15 protein-coding genes are annotated in these 12544 nt (G+C 45.3%); 8 read left to right on the forward strand and 7 right to left on the reverse strand.

Annotated features, from left to right (window positions below):
- Positions 1-2: 2 nt before the first annotated feature.
- The 3 genes from D0C16_RS02500 to D0C16_RS02510 form a co-directional block, all read right to left on the reverse strand.
- On the reverse strand, positions 3-1241 hold the full coding sequence (locus D0C16_RS02500; protein WP_007640824.1) for a site-specific integrase: 1239 nt from the start codon (positions 1239-1241) through the stop codon (positions 3-5).
- A 73-nt stretch (positions 1242-1314) separates the two neighbouring features.
- The gene (locus D0C16_RS02505) at positions 1315-1683 is read right to left on the reverse strand and encodes a secondary thiamine-phosphate synthase enzyme YjbQ (RefSeq protein WP_151030863.1); all 369 of its coding nucleotides are present in this window, start codon (positions 1681-1683) and stop codon (positions 1315-1317) included.
- A gap of 15 nt (positions 1684-1698) precedes the next feature.
- Positions 1699-2043, reverse strand: a complete 345-nt coding sequence (locus D0C16_RS02510; RefSeq protein ID WP_151030864.1) for a HopJ type III effector protein — start codon at positions 2041-2043, stop codon at positions 1699-1701.
- 165 nt (positions 2044-2208) lie between these two features.
- Between D0C16_RS02510 and D0C16_RS02515 the strand changes: the two genes are divergently transcribed.
- The 6 genes from D0C16_RS02515 to D0C16_RS02540 all read left to right on the forward strand — a co-directional run bounded on the left by D0C16_RS02515 (position 2209) and on the right by D0C16_RS02540 (position 9338).
- Entirely contained in the window at positions 2209-3906 is a 1698-nt protein-coding gene (locus D0C16_RS02515; RefSeq protein WP_151030865.1) for an NAD-dependent malic enzyme, read from the forward strand.
- Positions 3907-4449: 543 nt separating this feature from the next.
- Positions 4450-4812, forward strand: coding sequence for an MmcQ/YjbR family DNA-binding protein (locus tag D0C16_RS02520; protein WP_151030866.1), 363 nt, complete (start codon positions 4450-4452; stop codon positions 4810-4812).
- 66 nt (positions 4813-4878) lie between these two features.
- Positions 4879-5451: a helix-turn-helix domain-containing protein gene (locus D0C16_RS02525; protein ID WP_151030867.1), complete on the forward strand. Its 573-nt coding sequence runs from the start codon at positions 4879-4881 to the stop codon at positions 5449-5451.
- A 119-nt stretch (positions 5452-5570) separates the two neighbouring features.
- The gene (fadB, locus tag D0C16_RS02530; protein ID WP_151034774.1) at positions 5571-7721 is read left to right on the forward strand and encodes a fatty acid oxidation complex subunit alpha FadB; all 2151 of its coding nucleotides are present in this window, start codon (positions 5571-5573) and stop codon (positions 7719-7721) included.
- A 12-nt stretch (positions 7722-7733) separates the two neighbouring features.
- A complete protein-coding gene (fadA, locus tag D0C16_RS02535; protein WP_151030868.1) occupies positions 7734-8912 on the forward strand; it encodes an acetyl-CoA C-acyltransferase FadA in 1179 nt (392 codons plus the stop codon).
- A gap of 159 nt (positions 8913-9071) precedes the next feature.
- On the forward strand, positions 9072-9338 hold the full coding sequence (locus D0C16_RS02540; RefSeq protein ID WP_151030869.1) for a hypothetical protein: 267 nt from the start codon (positions 9072-9074) through the stop codon (positions 9336-9338).
- Positions 9339-9388: 50 nt separating this feature from the next.
- On the opposite strand, the gene D0C16_RS02545 is transcribed toward D0C16_RS02540, so the two are convergent.
- From D0C16_RS02545 to D0C16_RS02560, 4 genes are all read right to left on the reverse strand, one after another.
- Positions 9389-9796 (reverse strand): cell division inhibitor SulA, encoded by a 408-nt coding sequence (locus D0C16_RS02545; RefSeq protein WP_151030870.1) that lies wholly within the window; start codon positions 9794-9796, stop codon positions 9389-9391.
- Positions 9789-10391 carry a transcriptional repressor LexA gene (lexA, locus tag D0C16_RS02550; protein ID WP_151030871.1) on the reverse strand — a complete coding sequence of 201 codons (603 nt, stop codon included), beginning with the start codon at positions 10389-10391 and terminating at the stop codon, positions 9789-9791. Before lexA ends, D0C16_RS02545 begins: the two co-directional genes overlap by 8 nt.
- A gap of 86 nt (positions 10392-10477) precedes the next feature.
- Complete coding sequence (locus D0C16_RS02555) at positions 10478-10834, reverse strand: DUF2845 domain-containing protein (protein ID WP_151030872.1); 357 nt, start codon at positions 10832-10834, stop codon at positions 10478-10480.
- Positions 10835-10893: 59 nt separating this feature from the next.
- The gene (locus D0C16_RS02560; protein WP_151030873.1) at positions 10894-11724 is read right to left on the reverse strand and encodes an SDR family oxidoreductase; all 831 of its coding nucleotides are present in this window, start codon (positions 11722-11724) and stop codon (positions 10894-10896) included.
- Positions 11725-11841: 117 nt separating this feature from the next.
- Between D0C16_RS02560 and fliS the strand changes: the two genes are divergently transcribed.
- Positions 11842-12228, forward strand: coding sequence for a flagellar export chaperone FliS (gene fliS / locus D0C16_RS02565; RefSeq protein ID WP_151030874.1), 387 nt, complete (start codon positions 11842-11844; stop codon positions 12226-12228).
- A gap of 11 nt (positions 12229-12239) precedes the next feature.
- The gene (locus D0C16_RS02570; protein ID WP_151030875.1) at positions 12240-12518 is read left to right on the forward strand and encodes a hypothetical protein; all 279 of its coding nucleotides are present in this window, start codon (positions 12240-12242) and stop codon (positions 12516-12518) included.
- Positions 12519-12544: the final 26 nt, after the last annotated feature.

Here is a 12544-nt window from a genome sequence, read left to right on the forward strand (position 1 = left end):
CACTAAAAAAAGTTTGGGCCTAAGAACTGATTGGTAAACTCTTTGTTCACCTTTCTTGCTGTTTTGGATGTTTTTAAAAACTTTACGTATTTCCAAGTTGTGCTTGCATTTTTATGCATCAACCAATCTCTAACATGCTCAATTGCATTTGCGTCACTTACGCTCATATATAAACGCGCAAGCTCGGTTCCACAGGTTGCCCTGGATTGGTGAAATTTAAGGTCATGAAACTGCGTCAAGTTGTCTCGAACTAAAGCCTTTCTTAAATCGGAAAGAGCTGTGTTGATGCTTGCTTCGCTGTAGGGATTTCCATCTTTTGTCAGAAACACCAAAGACTTGTTTGCCTTTGATGCTTTGGCTTGACGTTTAAGCCTAGTGACATTTGTTTCAGCATACTCAAGTATGAATTCGTGTACTGGTTTCAGAAAGCGGAGGTAACCTCGGACATCGAATTTTGTATCGATCCCTGTGCCCGGTCCGGCAGCAATTAGTAGTATGAAACTATCTGGGTGCTCACCGATTGAGATGGAAGTCGGATCTACTATAGCGCTTTTAAGATTTTCAATCCGAAGTGTCCTTATTGATCCGATGCGCGCTCCTGTGAAGAACCCCAGAGTAAACATGGCGTGTAAAATTATGTTTTGTTCACTGGAATTTTGCTTCAAATACCTCAACAGGGTATCCCTATCTTCGGTAGAGAGTGGCATTAAGCCGTCTTCGACACTAGTGATGTTTGCCTTTCGGTGTGGAATTCTTAGGTCGGTTGTCCACACACTTAACGTGCGATTGAAGCCTGTCTGGTCGAAATATGTAGCTGCAATCTGCTGGTCAGCCCACATCTCAAGCTGTTTATCTATTAATCCTCTCGCCTTGACCCATTTGTAGAAGTTGACGACTGCATTTATTCGTCGCGAAGCTAATGAGCTTGTCTTAGTTGAGGTATTTATAAGATGCCCGCGGAATCGTTCCAAGCAGCGATCCTCGCGTTTAATGGGAAAGTGGAGCCAGTGAAGATTGTTTTCCTCCAACCAATCTGCATAGGCCTTTAAATCGTAAGCATTGCTACGAATCGTTGGAGACTTTACTCGCTTTTCTGCCAAGTAACGATGAGCCTCCATCCACAGCGAGCCATCAGACCAGAAAATGGTGTACTTGGTCTTAGGTTTACTGGATTCGCGCGGAGCCCAGTCTCCGTCGATGCGGATGTAAGGTAGAGCTGCGTAGGATTCGAGGTGTGCCAAAGTGGGTGACCCGACAGATTGAGGTATTGTCAGGTGATAATCAAACTTATGTGTAGTAATGTCAATATGGCAACTAATGTGTAAAATAGACACCTTGCCATATCCCCAAATTTAATCGCCCCCGTGTAACAGGGATATTCAAGCTTGCGCCCAACAAGCTGCTTTTTAGATGAGCTGGTAAATCATCACTGCCTTCGTCATTGTGTAAATAGTAGGGTTGATCCTCTGGAGCTAGGCGATTAAAAAAGCTTTCGAAATCTTTACGGACTGTGGGGTCCGCATTTTCATTAATGGTGAGCGAAGCGGATGTATGCTTGATCAAGATATTCAATAAACCTATATCCATTTTTTTTATTTCTGGAATTGCTCCAAGGATTTCATTGGTTATCAAATGAAATCCGCGACGATAAGGCGGTAACTGAATTTCTTTTTGTATCCACATGAGATGCTACCTAACTTATTTTGGCGATAGCGCCACGCCGGTAAAGCGAATACCCTGCCATCCGAATTTAATAAAATTACGAATATTTTGGTGGTCTGTGGCCGCGGGATGTTGCAAGACGTCTATTCGGTAGTAGTCACCAAAGCACTGTAAGGTTTGCTCGTTGTTAAAACCTTGAATTTGTGCAAACGAAAAGAGCTTGCAGGAGCCGGAATTTTGTCCAGCTTCATTTTTCAACTCGCCATTCTCAAATTCAGTTGGGGTAAAGTTATAGTTCGCGTCAATAACAGCGATAGTTTCTTTAAAGTCGATATTGTTTGGTGATTTGTTTAATTTGGCAATAAATTCTTCGATGCTCATAGTGATCTCGTAAATTCTGGAAATGGCGTAAAAACTAATTTGTAAACTGAAATGGCATTTTAGCCCGCTCTTAACAAAAAAAATAACTGCAGTGCAATATCTTATGGTTGTGTTAGCGTAATTGCGCTATGGTTATTACCACCCAGCCTTGATTGAGTGGTTGTTATGACGAAAAAACGCCCAATATATATTCCGTTTGCGGGACCGGCATTGTTGGAAGCCCCTTTGTTGAACAAAGGCAGTGCATTTACTCAGCGCGAGCGGCAACAGTTTAATCTCGAGGGTTTGTTGCCTTACAAGATTGAGACAATCGAAGAGCAGGAGGCACGTGTTTACCATCAATTGTGCTCCTTCCAAACGCCAATAGATAAACATATATACCTGCGTAACATTCAAGATACCAATGAAACTGCATATTTTAGGTTGGTGACAGATCACCTAACGGAAATTATGCCGTTGATTTATACCCCTACGGTTGGTTTGGCGTGCCAGCAATTTTCCAAAATTTATCGCCGTAAGCGCGGATTGTTCATTTCGTATCCGGACCGCGATCGCATTGAAGATATGCTGCAAAATGCGACCAAACAAAATGTAAAAGTGATCGTTGTTACGGATGGTGAACGTATTTTGGGGCTCGGAGATCAAGGTATCGGTGGAATGGGGATTCCCATCGGTAAGCTGGCTCTTTACACCGCGTGTGGTGGCATCAGCCCGGCATATACGTTGCCAGTGACTCTCGACGTAGGGACGAATAATGCGGCGTTGTTAGATGACCCGATGTATATGGGGTGGCGGCACCCACGTATTACCGGTGATGATTATTATGCATTTGTGGATGAGTTCATTCAGGCGGTAAAAGTTCGTTGGCCAAATGTATTGTTGCAATTTGAAGATTTTGCTCAGGACCATGCAACACCTTTATTAAAGCGTTACCGCGATCAACTGTGTTGTTTTAATGATGATATTCAGGGCACTGCCGCTGTAGCGGTAGGGACGCTCATGTCAGCATGTTTGGCAAAAGGGGAACGGTTAAGTGATCAGCGCATCGTCTTTGCTGGTGCGGGTTCCGCGGGCTGTGGTATTGCAGATCAGATTGTTAAACAAATGATTGCCGAAGGTACCAGTGAGCAAGAAGCACGTCGGCGGATTTTCCTATTGAGCAAAGATGGATTGTTGCAGGAGAGTTCTTCAGGTTTGTTTGAATTTCAAATTCCGTTTTGTACCCCTGATGAAATTGTAAGTAATTGGAGTCTAACCCACACAAAAGATGATGGTCCGATTAATTTATTGGATATTGTGATTAACGTTCAGCCGAGTGTGTTGATTGGTGTTTCAGGGCAGGCTGGGTTGTTTACCAAATCGGTGGTCGAGGCAATGCAAGCCGAATGCGAGTATCCATTGATTTTGCCCTTGTCGAACCCCACCTCTCAAGCTGAAGCACAGCCGGTAGATTTATTGCGTTGGACATCGGGCAAGGCGATGGTTGCTACAGGCAGCCCGTTTCCACCAGTAGATATGGGTGATCATGAAGTTGATATCGCTCAATGTAACAACAGTTATATTTTTCCTGGTGTTGGGTTGGGGGTTATTACTGCGAAGGCATCCAGAATTACTGACGCTATGATGATGGCGGCGAGTAAAGCCTTGGCTGATGCCTCTCCGGTAGCACAAACAGGGCAAGGGGCCTTGCTACCGCCCCTAGAGAAAATCCGCGATGTGAGCAAATTGATTGCAAGGGCGGTTGTACTTCAGGCAATAGCGGATGGGGTTGCGTTACCTATTCCGGTAGATTTAATCGATCAAAAAATCGAGAAAAATTTTTGGGAGCCGGAATACAGAGAGTATCGCCGTACATCTTTCTAACTAAACAAGTAAGTATTAATACCTGGGTGCAAAAAGTTTGTGCAATTTACCGTCTTGCAGCCTATATGCTAGTCTTCAAAGCGAGAGTAACAGATTTGGGTTCCACGTCGGTTTTGGTGTGATGACGTCGTTACAATACCAAAGACTTTTGTGGAATAGAGTGACAACTGGTCGGTTTGACCATAAAATCAACACTGAATCAAAATTAGTTGAATTTGACGCCATTCTCTCTATCGTTTCTGTTGCAGGTGATGCAGAATAGGGGGTAATAGAGGGAGCGGGCCCGAGATCTAAAGCCGATTAGTGTGTAAGTGGTATTTCTTTAATAGCTTTAGGTCATAAGGCGTGGCGTTTAAATTAACGACCTATGCGGATACGTCAGGAGTGTAACCGGTGCCAGTACAAGGGCAGTTTCAAAGTGCAAGTCATGTGGTATTGATGATTTTGCAACTTGGGCAATCCTTTAACCAGTGCTATTGCATTAACCCTAACCCTTTTTATAGCTTTTTAATCGACCTGAGTTGTTCGATAAAGGACTAAAACATGGATTTTCTTTCTGCACAGAAATACCTTTTAAACAAGCACCAAGCCAAAGAGATGTTTCCCTCTGGGCCAGATATGGCGGTTTACAAAGTTTGCCATAAAATGTTTGCGACTTTAACCGCAGAAGGCGGTGTGCCGCGCGTAAGTTTGAAGTGTGATCCCGATCTGGCGTTGCAGCTGCGTGAGCAGTATCCGGCTGTACGTCCCGGATTCCAGATGAATAAAAAGCACTGGAACACTATTATTCTTGATGGTTCCGTTCCGACAGAGCAGATCCAGCGAATGATCGATCATTCATATCAACTTATTGTTGATAACTTGCCAACTGCTGAGCGTGAGCAGTTACTTGCCTCTAAAAAGTAACTTCCGTCTGCGCCGGACTGATATGCCGGCGCGCTCAAGCATAGAAGCTCGAGTGAGGTGGTGGTAATGGCTGCTGACGGAGTCAACCAAGATCTACTAAAGGATATGAGAGATTCTTCCCTCGCTCAAACAACAAGCGTTGCAACACGCTTAAAACTTATTCGCGAGATGTTTGGTATATCTCAGCGAGAATTGGCTAAACGGGCCGGAGTTACCAATAGCAGTATTTCAATGATCGAGTTGGGGCAAGTGAGCCCCAGTATCCAGTCGCTCGAGAGAATTCTTGCTGTAGTTCCGATTGGTTTGTCCGATTTCTTTGGTTTTATCCCAACCTCCTCCGTTCGTGTCAATAAATCCTCATCCTTGTTATCGCCTACCGTAATGGAGTGCGCAGGAGACCAGTTGGTAAGCCATTTTGTTGTTGTCCTTCAGGGTGAAACAAATGGCCTGAAGTTGCTGACGCAGGATGCCTGTGGTTTGGTGGTTGAAGGGCGCGCTCAGTTAAAATCAATCGCTACTCAAGAGTTGCTGGATGAAGGGGATTCCTTTTATATCCCGGCTGGCCAGTTACATTGCTTTACCAATCAAGGTAAAGCGCCACTCAGGCTATTTATTTGCTCTCTTTTTGCTCATAAATAAGCCTCATTCTATTTTTTTGTGCATTATTGCCCGTTGGCTTGCTCTACAGTAAGGCAAGTCAGCCTCAGCCTGCTAAACTCAAATCTAGATTTTCACTCCTTATACTAATGAGAGATTCGATTATGTTCCAAGGAAAAGCCCTCAAAGTTTCTCTGCTGCCTGACGGTATTGCAGAGCTGACTTTTGACCTGCAAGGCGAGTCAGTGAATAAATTTAATTTGCTTGCTGTATCGGAGCTGGAGCAAGTACTCGACTTGCTTGAGCGAGCAAAAGATATCAAAGGTTTATTGGTGAAGAGCGCCAAGGATGTATTTATTGTTGGGGCGGATATTATGGAGTTTGGCGCGGTGTTTTCGTCGGGCCCGGAAAATATTACCAGTCACCTAGCGACTAATAATCGAAATTTTTGTCGGCTAGAAGATCTGCCATTTCCAACAGTAGTTGCCATCAATGGTTTTGCATTGGGTGGTGGATTGGAGTTCTGTCTTGCTTGCGATTATCGAATTGCGAGCCCCGCCGCGAAGATTGGGCTGCCTGAAACCAAGCTAGGGATAATTCCTGGTTGGGGTGGAACTGTGCGTTTGCCTCGTGTTGCAGGCTTGGATACTGCGGTTGAGTGGATTGCTGCAGGTAAGGAAAACGACGCCGCTGCCGCATTAACGGCGCGGGTTGTTGATGCTGTAGTCGAACTGGAAAAGTTAAATGAGGCAGCGTTGCATTGTTTGAAACAATGCATTTCTGGCAAGTTTGATTATGTGGCTCGTCGCGCCCAGAAAAAAGGTCCGCTTAAATTGAACTTTATCGAGTCGATGATGGCCTTTGAGACCTCTAAAGCGTTTGTTGGCGCGCAAGCTGGTCGTAACTATCCTGCGCCCGTTAGTGCCATTAAAGCGATGCAAAAAGCTGCTGATAAAGGGCGCGATGACGCATTGCAAGCAGAGGCAGAAAATTTTGCCAAAATGGCTCAAACACCTGTGGCCCAAGCGCTCGTTGGAATTTTTGTTAACGAACAAATGCTTGGCAAAAAAGCAAAGGGCTGGGAGAAAAAAGCCGATAAAAAAATCGCTCGTGCGGCAGTGCTCGGTGCAGGAATTATGGGTGGTGGTATAGCCTATCAATCCGCGCTGAAAGGCGTGCCCATAAAAATGAAAGATATTGCCCAAAAAGGTATAGATCTGGGTTTGTCTGAAGCGAATAAATTATTGAGTAAACGTGTCGAACGTAAAAAATTATCGCCCGCCGAAATGGGTGATGTATTAAATCGAATCGAACCTGCGTTAAGTTATGAAGGGTTTGATCAGATTGATATTGTGGTTGAGGCTGTCGTCGAAAATCCGAAAGTAAAGAAATCGGTGCTCGCTGAAGCAGAGACCAAAGTGAGTGCTGATACTATTATAGCGTCCAACACATCGACCATCTCTATTTCATTATTGGCTGAGGCCTTGTCTCGTCCGGAAAATTTTTGCGGTATGCACTTTTTCAACCCCGTTCATATGATGCCATTGGTTGAAGTTATTCGCGGCGTAAAAACCTCTGATAATGCTGTTGCGCGCACAGTGGCCTATGCAAACGCCATGGGTAAGAAACCGATCGTTGTGAAAGATTGCCCGGGATTTTTGGTGAACCGTGTTCTTTTTCCCTATTTGGCAGGTTTTGCGATGTTGCTTCGCGATGGCGCTGATTTTCAACGAATCGACAAGTTAATGGAAACCTGGGGTTGGCCCATGGGGCCCGCTTATTTGCTGGATGTTGTAGGTATTGATACTGCGGTTCATGCTGAGAAAGTAATGGCCGATGGCTTCCCGGATCGAATGAAGCGCGATTTTACATCGTGTACAGATGTGCTCTTTGCAGCGGGTCGCTTGGGGCAGAAAAACGAAAAGGGCTTTTATAATTACGAATTGGATAAAAAAGGTAAACCTGCAAAAGTTCTTGCTCCTGAAGTAGTAGAACTACTTAAACCAACAATTACCGGAGCTGCGGAGTTAAGGGATGAGGATATTATTGCCCGTATGATGATCCCAATGGCTACTGAATTAACCCGTTGCCTTGATGAAGGTATAGTAGACACTGCGGCAGAAGCGGATATGGCGTTGGTTTATGGAACAGGCTTCCCTCCTTTCCGTGGTGGTGTATTCCGTTGGATTGACTCCATTGGCGCTAAGGAATTTTGTGATTTGGCAAATAAGTTCAGTGGCCTCGGGGCATTGTATTCTGCGCCCGATAGCTTGAAAGCCAAAGCGGCAAACAATCAGAAATTTTACGGTTAAGGAGTCAGAGTAATGAGCTTACAACCACGCGACGTTGTTATTGTCGATTACGCTCGTAGCGCGATGGGGCGCTCCAAAAATGGCTGCTTCCGTCACATGCGCGCGGATGATATTTCCGCTGCAATCATTAAAGGTTTGTTGGCACGTAATCCACAATTGGATCCAAATACTATCGATGATTTGCTTTGGGGTTGCGTCATGCAGCGTGAAGAGCAAGCATTTAATATCGCACGTAACATTCTTCTGTTAGCGGGATTGCCACATACTATTCCAGCACAAACTATTAACCGTTTGTGTGGATCATCAATGTCTGCATTGCATACGGCTACGGTAAATATTCGCGCGGGACAGGGTGATGTTTATTTGATTGGTGGGGTAGAGCATATGGGCCACCTCCCCATGTATGAATCAGTGAGTATCAATCCGTTATTGGGCCTGTCAGTTGCTAAAGCGGCAGGCAATATGGGAATGACCGCGGAATATCTCGCACTTTTGCACGGCATTAATCGTCAACAGATGGATGAATTTGGTGCGCGTTCGCATCAGCTTGCTGCAAAAGCCCGAGAGACGGGAAAGTTTAAACGCGAAATTATTCCAGTCGATGGACATAACGGCGACGGTTTTTTGATATCAGTTGATCAGGATGAAACTATTCGGCCGGAAACTACGGTTGAAGCGCTGGCAAAATTGCCGCCGGTGTTTGATCCGAAAAATGGACAGGTGACTGCGGGCACTTCTTCGCAGCTAAGTGATGGTGCTTCTGTAATGTTGGTTATGTCTGCGGAGCGAGCGAAATCACTCGGGCTTAAACCTATTGCTAAAGTGGTTTCATTGGGGTTGGCGGGCGTTGATCCGTCAATTATGGGGTACGGGCCGGTACCATCGACCGAAAAAGCACTCAAGGCGGCTAACCTGACGATAGATGATATTGATGCATTTGAGCTCAATGAGGCCTTTGCTGCCCAAGCTTTGCCGGTATTGAAAGACTTAAAATTGTTGGATGTGATGAATGATAAAGTGAATTTGCATGGTGGAGCAATTGCGCTTGGCCACCCTTTCGGCTGTTCTGGAACAAGAATTACCGGTTCGTTGTTAACAGTTATGCAGGATCGCGATTTGAATTTTGGTGTTTCTACCATGTGCATTGGTTTGGGGCAGGGTATTACCACAGTGCTTGAGCGAGTTAACTAAGCTTACTGCGCTAGAGTTACGCGAAGCAGCCGATCTTATGATCGGCTGTTTTCTTTGTGAGAGAGATTTCCGGTGATTGCATGCTTATTGATAATAGGTGTACGTAGGTTTTGGCTGGATTGGATGCTAGAATGCCGGCCCAATTAAATAGGGGTTGATATGTCATCGTTTTACGAAATCATAGAGTTAATAAACGGAGATGTGGCGCTGGCGCGAGCTGACGACGAAAACTCTGAGCCATTGGTAACTATTCGTTTTTCTTCCGAGTCATTAGCCTTCCTTGGGGAAGAGAAATTTAATGTCGCCAAAGCTATGATTGAGGCTGGAATGGATGCTGCGGGGGATATCGCTGACCAACAAGCTGAGGCCATGCTGGAAGATTTGACTGAGACTCAAAGTGAGGCTGAAAAATTAATGCTGCATTAAATTTGGTTCACATCCTAGGTTGTGAGCTTACCTTTTCTTCCTGACGTTGTTTAACGTACCCGCAGTAATAACCCTTGGCATTGTCCTTGTGCAGCTGCCTGTTCAAGCTGGTTCAATTCTTTGTCTGTTAATTTGCCCGGGCTTGAAATAACCGTATGGCTATTACCAGCAGCCAGTGCCTCCCAAGTAACCCATAGCAGACTTAATTGATCGTGACAGTGAATAACGCGAATATAGCGTGTATTCACGCCATAAGATTCCAAAAGCTCGCGGCTGATATTATGCGGTGCAATCCAGGTGATCCAACGATCTTGTGAACTGTTGCTAAGGAAAGCAATCATCGGCATTAACAGCGACAGTTGCTCGGGGGCGTCGCTAGTCAAAATTAATTCCGTAACACCACCAAGCGGTTGTTTGCGGTTGCTGCTGGTAGAGTTGCTGCGAGCGAGATTAGTCACGACGAATTACTCCTACACTTAGGCCTTCAATAGAAAACTCCTGATCACGCATATCAACATGAATTACTTCAAAGTCCGGATTTTCAGGCCAAAGCTCTACTTGAGCTTTGTTTCCGTTACGTTTGAAGCGCTTGACGGTAACTTCTTCACCGATACGGGCCACTACAATTTGGCCGTTTCTCACTTGATCTGTTCTATGTACGGCAAGTAAATCCCCATCGAGTATGCCAGCATCTTTCATACTCATGCCATGCACCCGTAACAAGTAATCAGCGCTGGGAGAAAAGAAGTCATAAGGAATATTGCAGTAGTCTTCTATGTGCTCTTGGGCGAGTATTGGGTTGCCCGCAGCAACTCGGCCGACGATGGGTATACCATTATGAGTCTCTGGTAGGCGTATACCGCGCGAAGCACCAGGGATAATTTCGATGGCCCCTTTTCGGGCCAGTGCTTTTATGTGTTCTTCAGCAGCATTCGCAGACTTAAACCCCAAAATACGAGCAATTTCAGCGCGCGTAGGTGGGTAGCCGGTTTCGTCGGCATATTTGCGGATAAGGTTTAATACTTCTTCCTGACGCGGTGTTAAGTCTGACATGAAACACTCCTGAATCTGTTTATTTGTACAGTTATTGTGATTATATACAGTAATTCAGGTTGTGCAATAGCTTTTCAAAGTGATGCTTATTTGACCCGCTTTCCATAGCGAATGTTTTGAAGTTGGCCTCGACTAAAATAGAGATGGGTCATGAATTTTCCGCTCCCAGGGTTGTAGGTCCATATATCTACATTCTCACAGCTGCTAATTGCAATATTGTTTTGAACGTTATTGTTGCCGTTTTGCACCCCTTGGGCCTGATTGACAGCAATTGGTTCGCAGTAGGAGTCGGTCATTGCCGGGTCTCCGCATTTTTCCAAAATGTCTGCTTTAGTTTCACCGATGTGAGCAAGTTGGCCACCACAGCGCAACGACTCAGCGTGACATGTAGTGGAGAGAAATGCGGCAACTAAAAAAACAAATAGCGAGGTTGATCTAGTCATAATGAAATCCTTGTTTGTTTCTCTATAACTTTAGTCGCGTATGCTGAATTGAGAGTGAACTAACCGCCTAGCTTACATAAAAGTTTGTCCATTAGTGTTGTGGGGAGGAGGCGCTTTAAATAGCCAACCAGGTAAGTGGGAAAGGTAACGTAATAACGTGCTTTGGGATGCGTGCTTTCCAGCGCATGAATAAGTCGTTTGTAGACTGCATCAGGTGCAAGTGTAAATGGGGTGTTGGAGGTCTCACTACCTAATCTGGTAATTGCCGTTTGATAGCTTTCTCGGTGTCGACTTGAATTGATATCAATATTTTTAACTAACATAGCGAGCGCGTTTTTTCGAAAGCTGCTATGGATTGGGCCTGGTTCAATCAGGCTTACGTAAACGCCGGTTTTGTTTAATTCAAGTCGCAAAGTATCACTCAAACCCTCAATCGCATATTTACTGGCATTGTAGGCGCCACGCAGGGGCATCGCCGCAAGGCCCAATACAGATGAGTTTTGTACGATTCGTCCAAAGCCTTGTTTGATCATAATAGGCAGCGCCAAATTGGTTAGTTCTAACCAGCCAAATACGTTGGTTTCAAATTGTTGGTGCAAGGCTGCGCGTGATAAGTCTTCAACGGCGCCGGGTTGGCCATAGGCTCCGTTATTAAAAAGTGCATAGAGTTTCCCGTTTGTTATCTGCATCGCCGCATGAAATCCCGACTCGATTGACGCCGAGTCAGCCAGATCAATCTGCACTGAATTTAGCCCCTCTGCTTGCAGGCGCAAAACGTCCTTAGCTTGGCGGCAAGATGCAATAACCAGATAGCCGTCTTGGTGAAGTTGATGAGCAACATAATAACCTATGCCGGAGGATGCCCCGGTAACAAGAATAGATTTCTGCATTTTCCAAACTAATCCGCATTAAAGGTTTTGGGGTTTGTGCCGCTAGTTTAAGGGTGCGCCGATTTTTATTGCACGCTGATCACGACAACGCCTTCCGTAAAACATAAATGGTGATTTATGAATTCCTATTCTGCCGTGCAAAACTATGCCAGTGTCAAAGTACATTCCGGTGTTGAGTCTGCGTCACCGCATCGCCTCATTCAAATGCTTTTTGAGGGGGCGCTTGAGCGAATTGCTCAGGCCAAAGGCGCGATGGCTCAAAATCAACTGGCCCGTAAAGGCGAGATGATTGGTAAGGCAGTAGCAATAGTCGGGGGATTACAGGGGAGCCTGAACGATAAAGAGGGCGGCGATTTGGCAAATAACCTCGATAACCTGTATGACTATATTATTCGCCGTTTGACGCAGGCTAATTATGAAAACAACCCAGATTATCTTGATGAATGCGGTCGTTTACTGGGGGAAATAAAATCCGCCTGGGACGCCATCGCCAATCAGGTGTAGTGAGGTCGGATATGAGCATTCATCTGGTCCCTTACCCGGATTACTGTGGCGAGTCAGGCATTTTAGTGATGCGGTCATTGCAGCAAGATTTGAATAAAGCGTTGCAGCAAGAGGATTGGGAAAAGGTTCGTCAATTGGATCGAATTTGTGTTCTGTTAATTGATCGTGTTATCAGCGCAAACCGAGAGAACAAAAGCACCCTGGTGCGCGCGTTAAGTGAATTAAAGGGGGTTTATGCTGGGTTAATTGCTCAATGTCACCAGGAGGTGACCCTGCTGCACGCGACCTGACGACCGTTAATTGTTAAAGAAGTGTT

The sequence above is a fragment of the Cellvibrio sp. KY-GH-1 genome (assembly GCF_008806975.1).
In the GTDB taxonomy this organism is placed as follows: domain Bacteria; phylum Pseudomonadota; class Gammaproteobacteria; order Pseudomonadales; family Cellvibrionaceae; genus Cellvibrio.

What these genes read in the sequence shown, in the direction of transcription:
- fadA (WP_151030868.1), top strand. Translation starts at nt 7,734, where the DNA reads ATGAGCTTACAACCACGCGACGTTGTTATTGTCGATTACGCTCGTAGC.
- D0C16_RS02510 (WP_151030864.1), bottom strand. Translation starts at nt 2,043, where the DNA reads ATGAGCATCGAAGAATTTATTGCCAAATTAAACAAATCACCAAACAAT.
- D0C16_RS02555 (WP_151030872.1), bottom strand. Translation starts at nt 10,834, where the DNA reads ATGACTAGATCAACCTCGCTATTTGTTTTTTTAGTTGCCGCATTTCTC.
- D0C16_RS02505 (WP_151030863.1), bottom strand. Translation starts at nt 1,683, where the DNA reads ATGTGGATACAAAAAGAAATTCAGTTACCGCCTTATCGTCGCGGATTT.
- D0C16_RS02515 (WP_151030865.1), top strand. Translation starts at nt 2,209, where the DNA reads ATGACGAAAAAACGCCCAATATATATTCCGTTTGCGGGACCGGCATTG.
- D0C16_RS02525 (WP_151030867.1), top strand. Translation starts at nt 4,879, where the DNA reads ATGGCTGCTGACGGAGTCAACCAAGATCTACTAAAGGATATGAGAGAT.
- D0C16_RS02560 (WP_151030873.1), bottom strand. Translation starts at nt 11,724, where the DNA reads ATGCAGAAATCTATTCTTGTTACCGGGGCATCCTCCGGCATAGGTTAT.
- lexA (WP_151030871.1), bottom strand. Translation starts at nt 10,391, where the DNA reads ATGTCAGACTTAACACCGCGTCAGGAAGAAGTATTAAACCTTATCCGC.
- D0C16_RS02570 (WP_151030875.1), top strand. Translation starts at nt 12,240, where the DNA reads ATGAGCATTCATCTGGTCCCTTACCCGGATTACTGTGGCGAGTCAGGC.
- fliS (WP_151030874.1), top strand. Translation starts at nt 11,842, where the DNA reads ATGAATTCCTATTCTGCCGTGCAAAACTATGCCAGTGTCAAAGTACAT.
- D0C16_RS02540 (WP_151030869.1), top strand. Translation starts at nt 9,072, where the DNA reads ATGTCATCGTTTTACGAAATCATAGAGTTAATAAACGGAGATGTGGCG.
- D0C16_RS02520 (WP_151030866.1), top strand. Translation starts at nt 4,450, where the DNA reads ATGGATTTTCTTTCTGCACAGAAATACCTTTTAAACAAGCACCAAGCC.